Annotated in this window: 15 protein-coding genes; 7 read left to right on the forward strand and 8 right to left on the reverse strand. The window is 61.2% G+C overall.

Annotated features, from left to right (window positions below):
- Nucleotides 1-62 precede the first annotated feature (62 nt).
- Genes purM through ACIN8IBEIGE_RS13950 form a run of 3 tightly spaced genes read left to right on the forward strand, consistent with a single transcriptional unit; the run spans nt 63 to nt 2496 of the window.
- Nucleotides 63-1121, forward strand: coding sequence for a phosphoribosylformylglycinamidine cyclo-ligase (purM, locus tag ACIN8IBEIGE_RS13940; protein WP_160015164.1), 1059 nt, complete (start codon nt 63-65; stop codon nt 1119-1121).
- A complete protein-coding gene (gene purN / locus ACIN8IBEIGE_RS13945; protein ID WP_160015165.1) occupies nt 1121-1771 on the forward strand; it encodes a phosphoribosylglycinamide formyltransferase in 651 nt (216 codons plus the stop codon). Before purM ends, purN begins: the two co-directional genes overlap by 1 nt.
- 8 nt (nt 1772-1779) lie before the next feature.
- Complete coding sequence (locus ACIN8IBEIGE_RS13950; protein ID WP_160015166.1) at nt 1780-2496, forward strand: DUF3108 domain-containing protein; 717 nt, start codon at nt 1780-1782, stop codon at nt 2494-2496.
- Nucleotides 2497-2772: 276 nt separating this feature from the next.
- Here ACIN8IBEIGE_RS13950 and ACIN8IBEIGE_RS13955 read toward each other — a convergent pair whose 3' ends face one another.
- From ACIN8IBEIGE_RS13955 to cysM, 5 genes are all read right to left on the reverse strand, one after another.
- Nucleotides 2773-3312, reverse strand: coding sequence for a DUF2058 domain-containing protein (locus ACIN8IBEIGE_RS13955; protein WP_160015168.1), 540 nt, complete (start codon nt 3310-3312; stop codon nt 2773-2775).
- Nucleotides 3313-3451: 139 nt separating this feature from the next.
- Nucleotides 3452-4282, reverse strand: coding sequence for a nucleoside triphosphate pyrophosphohydrolase (gene mazG, locus ACIN8IBEIGE_RS13960; protein ID WP_160015170.1), 831 nt, complete (start codon nt 4280-4282; stop codon nt 3452-3454).
- 27 nt (nt 4283-4309) lie between these two features.
- Complete coding sequence (relA, locus tag ACIN8IBEIGE_RS13965; RefSeq protein WP_160015172.1) at nt 4310-6553, reverse strand: GTP diphosphokinase; 2244 nt, start codon at nt 6551-6553, stop codon at nt 4310-4312.
- 170 nt (nt 6554-6723) lie between these two features.
- Nucleotides 6724-8076 carry a 23S rRNA (uracil(1939)-C(5))-methyltransferase RlmD gene (gene rlmD, locus ACIN8IBEIGE_RS13970; protein WP_160015173.1) on the reverse strand — a complete coding sequence of 451 codons (1353 nt, stop codon included), beginning with the start codon at nt 8074-8076 and terminating at the stop codon, nt 6724-6726.
- A complete protein-coding gene (gene cysM / locus ACIN8IBEIGE_RS13975) occupies nt 8076-8987 on the reverse strand; it encodes a cysteine synthase CysM (protein ID WP_160015174.1) in 912 nt (303 codons plus the stop codon). Before cysM ends, rlmD begins: the two co-directional genes overlap by 1 nt.
- A gap of 150 nt (nt 8988-9137) precedes the next feature.
- Here cysM and ACIN8IBEIGE_RS13980 point away from each other — a divergent pair, with 150 nt between their 5' ends.
- Genes ACIN8IBEIGE_RS13980 through ACIN8IBEIGE_RS13995 form a run of 4 tightly spaced genes read left to right on the forward strand, consistent with a single transcriptional unit; the run spans nt 9138 to nt 13785 of the window.
- Complete coding sequence (locus tag ACIN8IBEIGE_RS13980) at nt 9138-11888, forward strand: ATP-binding protein (RefSeq protein WP_160015175.1); 2751 nt, start codon at nt 9138-9140, stop codon at nt 11886-11888.
- 35 nt (nt 11889-11923) lie between these two features.
- Nucleotides 11924-12916, forward strand: coding sequence for a 2-hydroxyacid dehydrogenase (locus ACIN8IBEIGE_RS13985; RefSeq protein WP_160015176.1), 993 nt, complete (start codon nt 11924-11926; stop codon nt 12914-12916).
- A 27-nt stretch (nt 12917-12943) separates the two neighbouring features.
- Complete coding sequence (locus ACIN8IBEIGE_RS13990) at nt 12944-13384, forward strand: hypothetical protein (RefSeq protein ID WP_160015178.1); 441 nt, start codon at nt 12944-12946, stop codon at nt 13382-13384.
- Nucleotides 13381-13785, forward strand: a complete 405-nt coding sequence (locus ACIN8IBEIGE_RS13995) for an META domain-containing protein (RefSeq protein WP_160015180.1) — start codon at nt 13381-13383, stop codon at nt 13783-13785. The genes ACIN8IBEIGE_RS13990 and ACIN8IBEIGE_RS13995 overlap by 4 nt, the downstream gene beginning before the upstream one ends.
- A 76-nt stretch (nt 13786-13861) precedes the next feature.
- Here the strand turns inward: ACIN8IBEIGE_RS13995 and ACIN8IBEIGE_RS14000 are convergent, their stop codons facing one another.
- The 3 genes from ACIN8IBEIGE_RS14000 to ACIN8IBEIGE_RS14010 are packed head-to-tail and all read right to left on the reverse strand — an operon-like array spanning nt 13862 to nt 16943.
- Entirely contained in the window at nt 13862-14626 is a 765-nt protein-coding gene (locus ACIN8IBEIGE_RS14000; RefSeq protein WP_160015182.1) for an amino acid ABC transporter ATP-binding protein, read from the reverse strand.
- Nucleotides 14627-14651: 25 nt separating this feature from the next.
- Complete coding sequence (locus ACIN8IBEIGE_RS14005; protein WP_160015184.1) at nt 14652-15749, reverse strand: amino acid ABC transporter permease; 1098 nt, start codon at nt 15747-15749, stop codon at nt 14652-14654.
- A gap of 9 nt (nt 15750-15758) precedes the next feature.
- A complete protein-coding gene (locus tag ACIN8IBEIGE_RS14010) occupies nt 15759-16943 on the reverse strand; it encodes an amino acid ABC transporter permease (protein WP_160015186.1) in 1185 nt (394 codons plus the stop codon).
- Between the last annotated feature and the right edge of the window lie 41 nt (nt 16944-16984).

A 16984-nucleotide genomic window follows, 5' to 3' on the forward strand; every position in this document is an offset into this window, starting at 1 on the left:
CTTCGCAGACCGCCGCCACAAGCGGTGGTGCCTATCCGAATTTCCCCTAAAGGCCTGGATCTATGAGCAAGCAACCCTCCATCAGCTACAAGGACGCAGGTGTAGATATCGACGCGGGCGAAGCCCTGGTCGAACGCATCAAAGGCGTGGCCAAGCGCACCGCGCGTCCGGAAGTCATGGGTGGGCTGGGCGGCTTCGGCGCGCTGTGCGAGATCCCGGCTGGCTACAAGCAACCGGTGCTGGTCTCCGGCACTGACGGTGTAGGCACCAAGCTGCGCCTGGCGCTGAACCTGAACAAGCACGACAGCATCGGCCAGGACCTGGTCGCCATGTGTGTCAATGACCTGGTGGTGTGCGGTGCCGAGCCGCTGTTCTTCCTCGATTACTACGCCACCGGCAAGCTCAACGTGGACGTTGCCGCCACAGTGGTCACCGGCATCGGCGCCGGCTGCGAGCTGGCCGGCTGCTCCCTGGTTGGCGGTGAAACCGCTGAAATGCCAGGTATGTACGAAGGCGAAGACTACGACCTGGCCGGTTTCTGCGTCGGCGTGGTGGAAAAAGCCGAGATCATCGACGGCTCGAAAGTCGCTACTGGCGATGCGCTGATCGCCCTGCCGTCCTCCGGCCCGCACTCCAACGGCTACTCGCTGATCCGCAAGATCATCGAAGTCTCCGGTGCTGACATCGAAACCACCCAGGTCGACGGCAAGCCGCTGACCGACCTGCTGATGGCGCCGACGCGCATCTACGTCAAACCGCTGCTCAAGTTGATCAAGGACACCGGAGCCGTCAAAGCCATGGCCCACATCACCGGTGGCGGCCTGCTCGACAACATCCCGCGCGTACTGCCAAAAGGTGCCCAGGCCGTGGTCGATGTAGCCAGCTGGACTCGCCCAGCGGTCTTCGACTGGCTGCAAGAAAAAGGCAACGTCGATGAGCACGAAATGCACCGTGTGCTCAACTGCGGTGTCGGCATGGTGATCTGCGTGGCGCAGGATCAGGTCGAAGTGGCCCTGCAAACCCTGACCGCCGCTGGCGAGCAGCCATGGGTGATCGGCCAGATCGGTGAAGCCGCCGAAGGTGCCGCCCAGGTCGTACTGAACAACCTGAAACAGCACTAATGCCAGCACAGTGCAACGTGGTGGTGCTGATCTCCGGCTCCGGCAGCAACTTGCAGGCGCTGATTGATAGCATCGCCCATGACGGCAATCCGGCACATATCAGCGCGGTGATTTCCAACCGCGCCGATGCCTACGGTCTGGAGCGCGCAAAACAGGCCGGCATCGCCACTACCGTGCTCGACCACAAGCAGTTCGACGGCCGCGAAGCCTTCGATGCTGCGCTGGTCGGGGCCATTGATGCGTTTAATCCGCAACTGGTGGTGCTGGCGGGGTTTATGCGCATCCTTACGCCTGGCTTTATCCGTCACTACAGCGGCCGTCTGCTGAATATCCACCCGTCCTTGCTGCCGAAATACAAAGGCCTACACACCCATCAGCGAGCGCTGGACGCCGGCGACACTGAGCATGGTTGTAGCGTGCACTTTGTCAGCGAGGAACTCGATGGCGGACCACTGGTCGTACAGGCAGTGGTACCGGTACAGTCGGATGACTCGCCCACCAGCCTGGCGCAGCGCGTACACGAGCAAGAACATGTAATTTACCCGCTGGCCGTGCGCTGGTTTGCCGAAGACCGTTTGCAACTGACGGCGCACGGGGCGATGTTGGACGAGCAACTGTTACCGAGTACCGGACACCTTATTCGAACTTAGGAGACACCATGGGTCGCGCCTTACTGTTCGCACTGACACTTTTTAGCCTGCCGGCACTCGCCGTCGAGCTGAAACCCTTCTCCGCCAGCTACACCGCCGATTGGAAGCAACTGCCCGTCAGCGGCAGCGCCGAACGCAGCCTTGAAGCCCTGGATAACGGGGTGTGGAAGCTGAATTTCGAAGCCTCCATGCTGGTCGCCAGCCTGACCGAACAAAGCACCCTGCGCGTGGACAACGAAGTCTTCCTGCCACAGACCTACCTGTATGAACGCAACGGCCTGGGCAAGGGCAAGAAGATCGAGCACGACTTCGACTGGAGCGCCAAGCAGGTCATCGGCAGTGATCGCGACACCCCGGTGCGCCTGCCGCTGAACCGTGGCCTGCTGGACAAATCGACCTACCAGTTGGCCCTGCAATATGACGTAGCCGCAGGCACCCAGAGCATGAGCTACCAGGTGGTCGATGGCGACGAAGTGGAAACCTACGATTTCCGCGTGCTGGGTGAAGAAACCGTACGCACTAAAGCCGGCCTGATCGACGCCATCAAAGTCGAGCGCGTGCGCGACCCAACACAAAGCAGCCGCAAGACCATCCTCTGGTTTGCCAAGGACTGGGAATTCCTGCTGGTACGGCTGCATCAGGTCGAGAAAGACGGCAAGGAATACCAGATCATGCTCAAGGACGGCACCGTCGACGGCAAAGCGGTTGAAGGTCGCCAGGACTGAGTTAGCGCAATAAAAAAGCCGAGCTAAATGCTCGGCTTTTTTATTGCGCTGAGTTCGGTAAACCGAGCCTAACAGCGTCACCCCTTAGAGCCTGTTTACGATCTCGCGAGCTAGAGCCAGACAAGGCAAAAATAGCCGAGAAACGCAGCGTAGCGGAGTAACAGCCACAGGCTGGCCCGCAGGGTGAGCGCAGCGAATCACGCGGAGTGTACTTTTGTACATGAGCATTCCGAGGCTGTTTTTAACGCCGGATGGCCGACGCGCAGCAGATCGTAATCACCACATCAGATCATCCGGCACCTGATAGGCCGCGTACGGATCATCAGCATCCGGTGCTTCGGTCGGGGTGTTCAGCAGCACCACGCGCTGGGCGTCGCGCTCCTGAATCTTCAGTGCGGCTTCGCGCGGGATCACTTCGTAGCCGCCGCCATGGCGTACGATGGCCAACGAGCCGCTGCTGAGCTTGTTGCGCATCAGGCTGTTGACCGACAGGCGCTTGACCTTTTTGTCGTCGACGAAGTTGTAGTAATCCTCGGTGGTCAGCTTGGGCAGACGCGAGACTTCAATCAGTTGCTTGATCTGCGCGGCACGGGCCTTCTGCTCGATCTTTTCCTGCTGCTGACGGTTCAGCTCCTGATCACGCGCGGCCTTTTCGGCCATGGCCTGCTGGGCGGCAAGCTTTTGCGATTCGTCCTTCTCGGCCTGACCTTTATGCACCAGGCGCTGTTGTTTCTGCTGCTGCTTGCCGGCCTGCTTGGCCTGCTTTTCGTTGACCAGCCCGGCTTTAAGCAACTGATCGCGTAGTGAGAGAGCCATAACCTACCTTTCCAACCTTCAATATTAAGTGGCGTACCCAGCACAACCGTGACGCGCTATTCGCACGTTGGATGACGCCTCACCATCCAGCGTGTGCCTGCCGATGGTGGATGAAAAAAACGCCATCCACCCTGCGGGCTCAGCAACTCGGGGAGTGCTTTTCCAGCTTTTTGGCTTCGCCCCAGAGCGCGTCCAATTCATCCAGGGCGCAATCTTCCATGCTGCGCCCCGCATCGCGCAATGCCTGCTCGATAAAACGAAAACGCCGTTCAAACTTGGCATTGGCCGCACGCAAAGCAGTTTCCGGATCGACCTTGAGGTGCCGGGCCAGATTGCTGACCACAAACAGCAGGTCACCGATTTCTTCGCCAATCGCCTCGGGGTCGTTCTCGCTCATGGCTTCGAGCACTTCATCCAGCTCTTCGCGCACCTTGTCCACCACCGGCAAAGCCTCGGGCCAGTCAAAACCGACCTGGGCGGCACGCTTCTGCAACTTGATTGCCCGGCTTAGCGACGGCAGCGCCGTGGGCACGTCGTCAAGCAGCGAGAGTTGCTCAGGGGCCGCGGCCTTCTCGGCACGCTCTTCGGCCTTAATCGCTTCCCAGCGCTGCTTGACCGCGGCCTCTTCCAGCTTGGCCACATCTACCGCGCCATACAGATCGCCATCGGGGAATACATGAGGATGGCGGCGAATCAGCTTGGTGGTGATGCCATCAACCACCTGGGCAAACTCGAAGCGCCCTTCTTCACGGGCCAGTTGGCTGTAATACACCACCTGGAACAGCAGATCGCCCAGCTCACCCGGCAGATGATCGAAGTCGCCGCGCTCGATGGCATCGGCCACTTCGTAGGCCTCTTCAATCGTATGCGGCACAATCGTCGCGTAGTCCTGCTTGAGGTCCCACGGACAGCCGTGCTGCGGGTCGCGCAGGCGGGCCATCAGGTGCAGCAGGTCGTCGAGTTGGTACATGACAAATCCAGTTAAGCCGCTAGCGCCTCAGGACACCCGGTGGCGGCGGGCCTCGATAATATTCGGCAATTGGGAAATCCGCCCCAGCAGACGGCCCAATGCATCCAGCCCAGGAATCTCCACGGTGATCGACATGGACGCCGTGTTGTCGTCCTTGTTCGAGCGGGTATTCACCGCCAGCACATTGAGCTTTTCGTTGAGCAACACCTGGGTCACGTCACGCAGCAGACCGGAGCGGTCGTAGGCTTTGATAACAATTTCCACCGGATAGGTCTGTACCGGCACCGGCCCCCAGTTGACCTGAATAATTCTCTCCGGCTCACGCCCGGCAAGTTGCAACACCGAGGCACAGTCCTGACGGTGGATGCTCACGCCACGGCCCAGAGTGATATAGCCGACAATCGGGTCACCCGGCAGCGGCTGGCAGCAACCAGCCATCTGCGTCAGCAGGTTGCCGACGCCCTGAATCTGGATATCGCCACGCTTACCTGGCTTGAAGCCCAATGCCTTGCGCGGGATCAGCTCCAGTTGCTCGTTGACCCGGTCCGGCTCGACCAGTTGCTGCGCCAGGTTAACCAGTTGCGCCAGGCGTAAATCACCGGCACCGAGGGAGGCAAACAGATCCTCGCTGGTCTTCATATTGGCCTTCTCGGCCAGTTTTTCGAAGTCCACATGCGGCAGGCCAAGACGCAACAGTTCGCGCTCAAGCTGCTGCTTGCCGGCGGCGACGTTCTGGTCGCGGTCCTGCAGTTTGAACCAGTGGACGATCTTTGCCCGCGCCCGACTGGTGGTGACGTAACCCAGGTTGGAGTTCAGCCAGTCGCGGCTCGGCGTGCCGTGCTTGCTGGTGATGATCTCCACCTGCTCGCCGGTCTGCAGGCTGTAGTTGAGCGGCACGATGCGCCCGTTGATCTTCGCACCACGGCAGTTATGGCCGATCTCGGTGTGCACGCGGTAAGCAAAATCCAGCGGCGTCGCCCCCTTGGGCAGGTCGATGGCGTGACCGTCGGGAGTGAACACATAAACCCGGTCCGGCTCGATATCCACGCGCAGCTGCTCGGCCAGGCCGCCGATATCGCCCAGTTCCTCGTGCCATTCGAGCACCTGACGCAGCCAGGAAATCTTCTCTTCGTAATGGTTGGAGCTGGCTTTGACGTCGGTGCCCTTATAGCGCCAGTGCGCACACACGCCCAGCTCGGCTTCCTCGTGCATGGCCTGGGTGCGGATCTGCACTTCCAGCACCTTGCCTTCCGGACCGAGCACGGCGGTATGCAGCGAGCGGTAGCCATTTTCCTTGGGGTTGGCGATGTAGTCGTCGAACTCTTTGGGAATGTGCCGCCACAGGGTGTGCACGATACCCAGGGCCGTGTAGCAATCACGCACCTGGGGCACCAGCACGCGCACCGCGCGCACGTCGTAGATCTGGCTGAACTGCAGGCCTTTGCGCTGCATCTTGCGCCAGATCGAATAGATATGTTTGGCCCGACCGCTGATATCGGCCTTGATCCCGGTGGCCTCCAACTCCTCGCGCAGCTGACCCATCACTTCATTGATGTAGTGCTCGCGATCCAGCCGGCGCTCATGCAGCAGCTTGGCGATCTGCTTGTACTGCTCGGGTTCCAGATAACGGAAAGACAGGTCCTCCAGCTCCCACTTGATATGACCGATACCCAGGCGGTGAGCCAGCGGTGCATAGATGTCGAACACCTCGCGAGCCACGCGCTGGCGCTTCTCGTCATCGGCCTCTTTCACCGCGCGGATCGCGCAGGTGCGCTCAGCCAGTTTGATCAGCGCCACGCGCACGTCATCGACCATCGCCACGAGCATCTTGCGCAGGTTCTCCACCTGCGCCTGGGAGCCGAGCACCAGGGAATCACGCGGATTCAAGGAGGCGCTGATAGCGGCCATGCGCAACACGCCTTCCACCAGCTTGGCCACCACCGAGCCGAAACGCTGATGCACCAGCGCCAACGGCACCTTGCCCTCGCGTACGCAGCGGTAGATCACGGCGGCAACCAGGGAGTCCTGATCGAGCTTGAGGTCGGCGAGAATTTCGGCGATTTCCAGACCGGAGCGGAAACTCGACGCGCCCTCGGTCCACAAATTCTTCGCGGCATTGGCCTGCTGCTCAGCCTCGCGGGCGAACTCGCAGGCTTCGCGCAAGGCGTCACGATCCAACGCCGGATCAACACTCAGCACATGCCCGAGCCAGGCTTCAAGGTTGATGCTGCCGTCGTCGTTGATCGGCTGATGCGCTCTGACCTGAACCATCTTGCTTACCTTCCCTACGGTGCGCAGCATGCACACCGAACAGTCGCCGCCTTCTATGAGCCGGTCGGTTTAACCACTTAAGGCGCACTCCCTGCACGCCCCTGCAGCACCGAGATAAGGGCAGCACCGGATAAATCCAAGCACCTGCCGCCGTATCCCGGTACTTCTATCTACTGCCTGACAAACAGCGCCATCGCTTCGACGTGCGCGGTTTGCGGAAACATATCAAGGATACCGGCACGTTCAAGCCGATAGCCTTGCGCCAGCAACTCGGCGCTGTCGCGGGCCAGAGTCGTCGGGTTGCACGATACGTAGAGCACCCGTTTGACGCCCAACGCCGACATCTGCTTAACCACCTGCAGTGCACCGTCACGCGGCGGGTCCAGCAGCACCGCAGCAAAACCGCCCAGCGCCCAGCTCGCCTCGACCAGCGGGTTGGACAGATCGGCCTGGAAAAAGTGCGCATTGCCCAGGCCATTGCTTGCGGCATTCTCGGCGGCGCGCTCAACCATGGTTTGCACGCCCTCCACCGCCACCAGTTCGCGCACTCGCAGGGCCAGTGGCAAGGCGAAATTGCCCAGACCGCAGAACAAATCCAGCACCCGCTCATCGGCCTGCGGCGCCAGCCAGTCCAGCGCCTGCGCAACCATGGCGTCATTCACCGGCTGGTTGACCTGGACAAAATCGCCGGGCCGATAAGCCAAGTCGAGAGCAAACGCGTCCAGGCGATAACTCAGTTGCTGCGCTGACTCAAACGGTTGCGGCTCGGCCGTTCCGTGTAACCACAGCTGCGCATCCTGCGCCGTGCAGAACGCCTGCAAACGAGCCAGATCCGCCTCGCTCAGTGCAGCGGTATGCCTTATCAGCACAGCACTGGAGCTGCCGCTGAACAACTCGACATGACCAATGGCCTGGGGTTTATCCAACTCACGCAACACTTGAGGCAATGCGCGCAGGATCGGCTGCAAGGGTTGTACCAGCACCGGGCAATCGCCGATGGCGATGATGTCCTGGCTGGCCGCTGCGCGAAAACCAACGTCCAGACGCTTGGCTTTGTTGTCCCAGCGCACGGCAATACGCGCGCGGCGGCGATAGCCCAGCTCCGGGCCGACCAGCGGCGCTGCCCATTCCTGCGGCTGAAGATTGGCCAAGCGGCTCAGCTGCTCGGCGAGCATGCGCTGTTTCAGGGCAAGCTGATCAGCGTGGGGCATATGTTGCAGGCTGCAGCCACCGCAGACTTTGGCATGCACGCAAGCCTCGCTACGCCGCTCGGCACTGGCGCTGAGAATGCGCTCGACCCGCGCTTCGACCACCTTGCCGTGGGCACCCAGCACTCGCGCTTCGATCTGTTCGCCGGCCAGTGCGCCGCTGACAAACCAGTTACGCCCTTCGCTGAAAGCGATGCCACGACCATCATTGGCCAGGCGCTCGATGGTGAGCTTCTGCTTCTTGCCCACCGGCACCTGCGGCGCTCGGGAACCACCGCTGGGTTGAAAGCGCAGACCGCCGTCTTTCTTGGCCATCAGTTGCTCTGGCCATCCGTACCGGGGGCGTCGTAAACGCCGCTGGACAGGTAACGGTCGCCACGGTCACAGATGATCGCCACCATCACCGCGTTCTCGACTTCCTGGGACAGGCGCAGCATCGCCGCCACCGAACCGCCGGAAGACACCCCGCAGAAGATGCCTTCTTCGCGCGCCAGACGGCGCATCACGTCTTCGGCTTCCTGCTGGCCCATATCGATAATGCGATCCACCCGCTCGGCCTGATAAATCTTCGGCAGGTACTCTTGCGGCCAACGGCGGATACCGGGAATCGCCGCGCCTTCCATGGGCTGCAAACCGACGATCTGCACCTCGGGCTTCTGCTCTTTCAGAAAGCGCGAGACACCCATGATGGTGCCGGTGGTGCCCATCGAGCTGACGAAATGGGTGATCTGCCCGCCCGTCTGCTGCCAGATTTCCGGGCCGGTGCTGGTGTAGTGAGCAATCGGGTTGTCACCGTTGGCGAACTGGTCGAGCACCTTGCCCTTGCCGTCAGCCTGCATCTGCAGAGCCAGATCGCGGGCTTCCTCCATACCGCCGACCAGAATCAGCTGCGCGCCGTAGGCGGTCATCGCGGCCTTGCGTTCGGCGGTGGAGTTGTCCGGCATGATCAGCACCATGCGGTAACCCTTGATCGCCGCCGCCATGGCCAGGGCGATGCCGGTGTTGCCACTGGTGGCTTCGATCAGCACATCACCGGGCTGGATATCGCCGCGCAGTTCGGCGCGACTGATCATCGACAACGCCGGACGATCCTTTACCGAACCGGCCGGGTTGTTGCCTTCCAGCTTCAACAGCAAGGTGTTGCTGGTGTTGCCCGGCAGGCGCTGCAAACGCACCAGTGGGGTGTTGCCGACGCAATCGGCGATGGTTGGGTAATGCAGGCTCATGGCAAACGAAATGATCCAGAAGCAAAGAAGGCCGCCATGATAACGGCAAACCTCGCCCGGCCATATAACAGAGCCAATGTAGACGACTGCATTTGCCATAAGAACAGGCGCAACCGCTAAACTGCACCAGGTCAATACAGGAGGCAGCGCGTGTTAAAGGATTTAGGCATCAAAGGCCGTGTGCTCATGCTCACCCTGTTGCCCACCAGCCTGTTGGCGCTGGTGTTGGGCGGCTATTTCACCTGGGTGCAATTGTCCGATCTGCAGGGACAATTGCTACAACGCGGGCAGATGATCATCGAGCAACTTGCGCCGCTGGCCGCACCGGCGCTGCATGCAGGCGACAGCGAGGTGCTGCAGCGCATTGCCAGCCAGGCACTCGATCAGCCGGATGTGCGCGCCGTGAGTTTTCTCGCCGCCGAGCGCACCACCCTGGCCCATGCTGGGCCGAGCATGCTTAACCCCTCGCCGGCAGCTGGCGAGCCGCAACCCGCGCAGAACAGCAACCAGAACGCCACGCGCTTTCTGTTGCCGGTGTATCAGCAGCACCTGGGCATCACCGGCAAAGCCACTGAGGAACCTGGCACTCGGCTGCTTGGCTGGGTCGAGCTGGAACTGTCCCACCACAGCACCCTGCTCAGCGGCTACCGCAGCCTGCTGGCCAGCCTGCTGCTGATTGCCACCGGACTGATGGTCACCGCCCTGCTCGCCGTGCGTATGAGTCGCACCATCAACGACCCGCTGCGGCAGATAAAACACAGCGTCGCCCAGCTCAAGGACGGCCATCTGGAAACCCGCCTGCCGCCACTCGGCAGCCATGAGCTGGACGAACTGGCCTCGGGCATCAACCGCATGGCCGAGTCGTTGCAGAACGCCCAGGAAGAACTGCAACACAGTGTCGACCAGGCCACCGAAGACGTGCGGCAGAACCTGGAAACCATCGAAATCCAGAACATCGAGCTCGATCTGGCGCGCAAAGAGGCCCTGGAGGCCAGCCGGATCAAGTCCGAATTCCTCGCCAATATGAGCCACGAGATCCGCACCCCGCTCAACGGCATCCTCGGTTTCACCAACCTGCTGCAGAAAAGCGAACTGACGCCGCGCCAGCAGGACTATCTGGGCACCATCGAAAAATCCGCCGATAGCCTGCTGGCGATCATCAACGAGATTCTCGATTTCTCGAAGATCGAGGCCGGCAAGCTAGTGCTGGAAAACATCCCGTTCAACCTGCGCGACCTGCTGCAGGACACCCTGACCATCCTCGCTCCTGCCGCCCACGCCAAACAGCTTGAGCTGCTCAGCCTGGTCTACCGCGACACACCACTGTCGCTGATCGGCGACCCGCTGCGGCTCAAGCAGGTACTGACCAATCTGGTAAGTAACGCGATCAAATTCACCCGCGCCGGCACTATCGTGATTCGCGCCATGCTCGAAGACGAAAGCGCCGACCGCGCGCAGCTGCGCATCAGCGTGCAGGACACCGGCATCGGTCTGTCCGATGACGACCTGCGCGAACTGTTCCAGGCCTTCAGCCAGGCCGACAACTCGCTCAGCCGCCAGGCCGGCGGCACCGGCCTGGGCCTGGTGATTTCCAAGCGCCTGATCGAACAGATGGGCGGCGAGATCGGCGTCGACAGTACCCCCGAAGAAGGCTCTGAGTTCTGGATCACCCTGAGCCTGCCCAAGGCCCGTGACGATGCCGAAGACCTGCCGCGGCCACCATTGCTGGGCCGTCGTGCTGCCGCCCTGGAACACCACGACCTGGCGCGTCAGGCGCTGCAACATCAACTGGAAGACTGCGGCCTGCAGGTCAGCGGCTTCGACAACCTCGACAGTCTGCTCAGCGCCGTGGCCGAAGCGCGGCATAGCGCCCAGCCAATCGAACTGGCGGTACTCGGCGTCAGCACTCAGACCTTGCCGCCAGAGCGCCTCGATCAGCGCATCTGGGAGCTCGAACGCCTAGCCTGCAAAACCCTGCTGCTGTGCCCCACCACCGAACAGTCGCTCTATCACAGCCTGTTGCCGGATGCGTACAGCCAACTGCAGGCCAAGCCCGCCTGTACCCGCAAGCTGCAGCGCGGCCTGGCCGAGCTGGTTAACCCGCGGCTGAACCGTGCAGAAAACAAGCAAAGCGCCCCGAGCCGCCCGCCACTGATTCTCTGCGTCGACGACAACCCGGCCAACCTGCTGCTGGTGCAAACCCTGCTGGACGATATGGGCGCCCAGGTCAGCATCGCCAACAGCGGCTATGAAGCCGTGGAGAAAGCCGCCGAGCAGACGTTCGATCTGATCTTTATGGACGTACAGATGCCCGGCATGGACGGTCGTCAGGCCACAGAAGCGATTCGCCAACAGGAAAATGAGCGCAACCAGAGCCCCGTGCCGATTGTTGCACTGACCGCTCACGCCCTCGCCAACGAGAAGCGCGCCCTACTGCAAAGCGGCCTGGATGACTACCTGACCAAGCCGATCAGCGAACGTCAGCTGGCCCAGGTGGTACTCAAGTGGACCGGCCTGGCCCTGCGCAACCAGAGCAGCGAACACACCGGCATCAGCGCCACGCATAACAACCTCAGTGTGCTGGATGCCGACGAAGGTCTGCGCCTGGCCGCCGGCAAGGCGGACCTGGCCGCCGATATGCTGAGCATGCTGCTTGCCGGCCTGCCCGGCGATCGTCAGGCCATTCGCCAGGCGCGTGACAGTGGCGAACGCAACAGTCTGATTGAACGCGTACACCGCCTGCACGGCGCTACCCGTTACTGCGGGGTGCCGCAGCTACGTGCCGCCTGCCAGCGTAGTGAAACCCTGCTGAAACAGAATGATCCGGCCGCCCAGCAAGCCCTGGATGAACTGGATGCTGCCATCGACCGATTGGCGCGACACGCCCAGGTCAGTGCCTGAGTCAGGCGCTGCGAAGCCACACGTCAAGGAGCCCCATGCGCATCATTTTGTTCAGCAGCAAGCCTTACGACCAACAGAGCTTTCGCGCTGCTGGTTTCCCGGACGACTGGCAGCTGAGTTTTCAGGAAGCCCATCTGCGACCAGACAGCGCCGGCCTGGCTGCCGGTTACGAGGTGGTTTGCGCCTTTATCAATGACGACCTCAGCGCCCAAGTGCTGCAGCAACTGGCGGCCGGCGGTACGCGGCTGATTGCCCTGCGCTCGGCTGGCTACAACCATGTCGACCTGCACGCCGCGCACGCCCTCGGCCTAACCGTGGTACGCGTGCCGGCCTACTCGCCACATGCCGTCGCCGAACATGCTCTGGCGCTGATCATGACCCTCAATCGACGCACTCACCGCGCATTCAACCGCACTCGCGAGGGCGACTTCTCCCTGCATGGGCTGATCGGCTTCGATCTGCACGGTAAACAGGTCGGGATTATCGGCGCCGGACAGATCGGCCTGACTTTCGCGCGAATCATGGCCGGCTTCGGCTGCCAATTGCTGATCCATGACCCAGCGCCCATCGCCGAGCTACCCGCCGGCGCGCGGCAGGTGGAGCTGAATCAACTGCTCGAAAGCAGCGATATCATCAGCCTGCACTGCCCGCTTAACGCCGCTACTCACCACCTGATCAACGCCGCACGGCTGCAGCAGATGCAGCGCGGCGTGATGCTGATCAATACTGGGCGCGGCGCCTTGATCGACACCCCGGCGCTGATCGGCGCGCTGAAAAGTGGGCAACTGGGCTATCTGGGCCTGGATGTTTATGAGGAAGAAGCCGAGCTGTTCTTCGAGGATTGCTCCGAACAACCGCTGCAGGATGATGTGCTGGCGCGCCTGCTGAGCTTCCCCAATGTACTGATTACCGCGCACCAGGGCTTTCTCACCCACGAAGCATTGGCGGCGATTGCCAGCACCACCCGCGGCAATATCGCCGCCTGGCTGGGAAATGCGCCGATCAATCAGCTGCTTCCTGCCGCGTGATAGCATTTAGGCCTATTTGGAGGCTCCATGGCTGAACACGACTTTCGCTACAACCTGCTCAACCCCGAGCACACCCTGATCGAATGCCGCGCATTGGCACCGGGCCGTTACCAGGTCACCGGCAATGGCGGCTCAATCCAGAGTGGCGACACCCTGCTGGTTACTCTCAAGGGCAGCCGTGAGCTGTCCATGCGCCTGCAGGCCGACAAGGTTCGTCACCTGATCAACCCGCGTGGCCAGTGGGTGGCTGTGGCCACCGGCCCAGCCTTCAAGGAGCTGGCGATATTCAATTGGCAGGCCAACTGTGACAGCTGCAACGCGCTGCTGGACTTCGAGTTCGCCGTCGACGCCGCCCTCGGTAAAAAGGCCCAGGCGCCGGCCGCCGAAGCACGGATCAAGGAACTGGGCTGGCAATCGAAAAACGCCAAGCACCTGTGCCCGAAATGCATCAACAAGGAGGCTATATGAAACGTGCACTGACTATCAGCCTGCTGGCTGCCGGTCTCGTGGGCTGCGCCACATCAACACCGCAGCTGGAAACCGAGCACAGCTATCAGGTGGAATGGATCGGTGAACGCCCACTGATCGACCGCAGCCACCTGACTATCACCCTTGGTGACGACGGCCGCGCCTATGGCAACGCCGGCTGCAACCACTGGTTTGCCGGTTACACCCTGGAGGGCGACACGCTCAGTTTCAGTGCTGCCGGCAGCACCCGCAAGATGTGCGCTCCGGCGCTGATGGAGCAGGAAGCGCGCTTTCTCGACAGTCTGAGCAAGGTAGAGCGCTGGGACTTCTCCGCCACCGAACAGCTGCAGCTGTGGCCCGCCGAAGGCAAGCCATTGCGCCTATGGCCTGAGAGCAAATAAGAGCCCGTCTCGGATCTGCTACCCATGCGCAAATAAAAAGGAGCCCGAAGGCTCCCTTTTTATTTGCGGCTGAAACTCAGTGAATGATCTGGCTGAGGAACAGCTTGGTGCGTTCGTTTTGCGGATTGGTGAAGAAGGCGTCGGGCTCGTTCTGCTCAACGATCTCGCCCTTATCCATAAAGATCACCCGGTTCGCCACGGTGCGGGCAAAGCCCATTTCGTGGGTTACGCAGAGCATGGTCATGCCGTCTTCAGCCAGGCCGATCATGGTATCCAGCACTTCCTTGACCATTTCCGGATCGAGAGCCGAGGTCGGCTCGTCGAACAGCATGATCTTCGGCTTCATGCACAGCGCACGGGCAATCGCCACACGCTGCTGCTGGCCGCCAGAGAGCTGGCCTGGGTACTTGTTGGCCTGCTCCGGAATACGCACGCGCTCGAGAAAGTGCATGGCAATCTCTTCCGCCTGACGCTTGGGCATCTTGCGCACCCACATCGGCGCCAGGGTGCAGTTCTGCAGCACGGTCAGGTGCGGGAACAGGTTGAAGTGCTGGAACACCATACCGACTTCACGACGCACCGCTTCGATGTGCTTGAGGTCGTGGGTCAGCTCAGTGCCATCAACCACGATGCGCCCCTGCTGGTGCTCTTCCAGACGGTTGAGGCAGCGGATGGTGGTCGACTTGCCCGAACCGGAAGGCCCGCACAACACAATACGCTCACCAGCCTGCACATTCAGGTTGATGTCTTTGAGCACATGGAACTGACCGTACCATTTGTGCACGCCCTGCATCTGGATCATGCCGTCAGCCGCTACCGGCTGTTTGTTTGCTTCACTCATGCTTGCTTCATTCATGGCGTGGCTCCTAACGCTTGTGGCCGGTGTCCAGCTTGCGCTCCAGATGTTGGGAGTAGCGGGACATACCAAAACAGAAAATCCAGAAAATCAGCGCGGCGAACACATAGCCTTCAGTGGCCATGCCCAGCCAAGCCGGATCGGTGGTGGCTTGCTTGATGCTGTTGAGCAGGTCGAACAGGCCGATGATGATCACCAGGCTGGTGTCCTTGAACAGCGCAATAAAGGTGTTGACGATGCCGGGAATAACCAGCTTCAGGGCTTGCGGCAGAATCACCAGGCCCATCATCCGCCAGTAGCCCAGGCCCATGGCCGCAGCGGCCTCGTACTGACCTTTGGGAATCGCCTGCAGGCCACCGCGCACCACTTCGGCGATATAGGCCGACTGGAACAGGATCACCCCGATCAGCGCACGCATCAGCTTGTCGAAGGACAGGCCCTCGGGCAGGAACAGCGGCAACATTACCGAGGACATAAACAGCACGGTGATCAACGGCACCCCGCGCCAGAACTCGATAAAGGTCACGCAGATCACCCGGATCGCCGGCATATCCGAACGGCGTCCCAGCGCCAGCAGAATGCCCAGCGGCAAGGCGCCGGCAATACCCACAGCGGCAATCACCAGGGTCAGCATCAGGCCGCCCCACTGGCTGGTGGACACGGTCGATAGACCGAAGAAGCCACCATGCAGCAGCCAATATGCCAGCAGCGGATAGACCACCAGGAAAGCCAGGCCATAAATGGCCTTGCGCGGCATCTGCGGCACGAACAACGGTGCAGCACCGATGACCGCCAGCCACAGAGTCAGGTCAACGCGCCAACGCAGCTCGCTCGGGTAAAAACCGTACATGAACTGGCCAAAGCGCTGCTGCACAAACACCCAGCAGGCCCCACCGCTGGTGCAGTCGGCACGAGTGGTGCCGGTCCAGTCGGCATCAATAAAGGCCCACTGGATCAGCGGCGGTACCATCAGCCACACCAGATACGCTGCGAACAGCGTCAACAGGGTGTTGAACCAGCTGGAGAACAGGTTGGCGCGCAGCCAACCGAGCACACCAACGCTGAGCGCGGGTGGCGGTAGATCAGGTTTGAACGTATGAGTTTGCATGGCTGCCCCTTACCGCTCGATCAGCGCAATGCGCTTGTTGTACCAGTTCATCAGCATGGAAATGCTGATACTGATCGCCAGGTACACACTCATGGTGATGGCAATCACCTCGATCGCTTGCCCGGTCTGGTTGAGTACCGTACCGGCGAACAGCGAGACCATGTCCGGATAACCGATACCGGCGGCCAGCGAGGAGTTCTTCGCCAGGTTGAGGTATTGGCTGGTCAGCGGCGGAATGATCACCCGCAGCGCCTGCGGAATGATCACCAGACGCAGGGTCTTGCCTGCGGGCAGCCCCAGAGAGCGCGCGGCCTCGGTCTGCCCGTGGCTGACCGCCATGATCCCGGAACGCACGTTCTCGGCGATAAAGGCTGCGGTGTAGATGGTCAAGGCCAGGGTCAAGGCCATCAGCTCAGGGATCAGCACCCAGCCGCCACGGAAGTTGAAGCCCGTCAGCTCCGGCACACTCCACTGCAGCGGATTACCGCCCAACAGCACAGCCAGGCCAGGTAAGACCAGCAACAACGGCACAGCCCCCAGAGACACCGGGAAATATTTGCCTGTGGCCTCAAAGCGCGCCTTCGACCAGCGCGCCAGCAGCACCACGCCGATGATTGCGACGATCACCGCACCGGCAAACAGGCTGAAGCTGTCCGTCGGACTTGGGGCCGGCATATACAGGCCACGGCTGTTGAGAAAGAACGTCTCGCCCATGCCCATGCTCTGCCGCGGTCCTGGCAGGGAGAGCATGACGGCGAAGTACCAGAAGAAAATCTGCAGCAGTGGCGGGATGTTACGGAACGTCTCGATGTACACGGTGGCCAGTTTGCTGACCAGCCAGTTCGGCGACAGACGCGCCACACCCAGCAGAAAACCCAACAACGTCGCCAGGACAATACCAATCACCGACACCAACAAGGTGTTGAGCAAACCCACCACGAAAACACGCCCATAGGAGTTGCTTTCGTCGTAGTCGATCAGGTGCTGGGCAATACCGAAACCGGCGCTGTTATTGAGAAAGGAAAAACCGGAGGTGATCCCGCGCTTTTCCAGGTTGGTCTGGGTGTTGTCAAACAGAAACCAGCCGAGCGCCACAACGGCGATAACGGCAAGAATTTGAAATAGCCAAGCACGCGCCTTGGGGTCGGTCCAGACCGATCCACCGGGGCGCGGGACATTTGCAGTGGTTTGCATAGAAGCCCTCTTGGAACCCTCATGCCCGCATCAGCGGGCAT

The organism is Pseudomonas sp. 8BK (genome assembly GCF_902506475.1).
Lineage (GTDB): Bacteria > Pseudomonadota > Gammaproteobacteria > Pseudomonadales > Pseudomonadaceae > Aquipseudomonas > Aquipseudomonas anguilliseptica.

Coding starts and splice junctions, on each gene's coding strand:
- purM (WP_160015164.1), top strand. CDS start 63: ATGAGCAAGCAACCCTCCATCAGCTACAAGGACGCAGGTGTAGATATC.
- purN (WP_160015165.1), top strand. CDS start 1,121: ATGCCAGCACAGTGCAACGTGGTGGTGCTGATCTCCGGCTCCGGCAGC.
- ACIN8IBEIGE_RS13950 (WP_160015166.1), top strand. CDS start 1,780: ATGGGTCGCGCCTTACTGTTCGCACTGACACTTTTTAGCCTGCCGGCA.
- ACIN8IBEIGE_RS13955 (WP_160015168.1), bottom strand. CDS start 3,312: ATGGCTCTCTCACTACGCGATCAGTTGCTTAAAGCCGGGCTGGTCAAC.
- mazG (WP_160015170.1), bottom strand. CDS start 4,282: ATGTACCAACTCGACGACCTGCTGCACCTGATGGCCCGCCTGCGCGAC.
- relA (WP_160015172.1), bottom strand. CDS start 6,553: ATGGTTCAGGTCAGAGCGCATCAGCCGATCAACGACGACGGCAGCATC.
- rlmD (WP_160015173.1), bottom strand. CDS start 8,076: ATGGCCAAGAAAGACGGCGGTCTGCGCTTTCAACCCAGCGGTGGTTCC.
- cysM (WP_160015174.1), bottom strand. CDS start 8,987: ATGAGCCTGCATTACCCAACCATCGCCGATTGCGTCGGCAACACCCCA.
- ACIN8IBEIGE_RS13985 (WP_160015176.1), top strand. CDS start 11,924: ATGCGCATCATTTTGTTCAGCAGCAAGCCTTACGACCAACAGAGCTTT.
- ACIN8IBEIGE_RS13990 (WP_160015178.1), top strand. CDS start 12,944: ATGGCTGAACACGACTTTCGCTACAACCTGCTCAACCCCGAGCACACC.
- ACIN8IBEIGE_RS13995 (WP_160015180.1), top strand. CDS start 13,381: ATGAAACGTGCACTGACTATCAGCCTGCTGGCTGCCGGTCTCGTGGGC.
- ACIN8IBEIGE_RS14000 (WP_160015182.1), bottom strand. CDS start 14,626: ATGAGTGAAGCAAACAAACAGCCGGTAGCGGCTGACGGCATGATCCAG.
- ACIN8IBEIGE_RS14005 (WP_160015184.1), bottom strand. CDS start 15,749: ATGCAAACTCATACGTTCAAACCTGATCTACCGCCACCCGCGCTCAGC.
- ACIN8IBEIGE_RS14010 (WP_160015186.1), bottom strand. CDS start 16,943: ATGCAAACCACTGCAAATGTCCCGCGCCCCGGTGGATCGGTCTGGACC.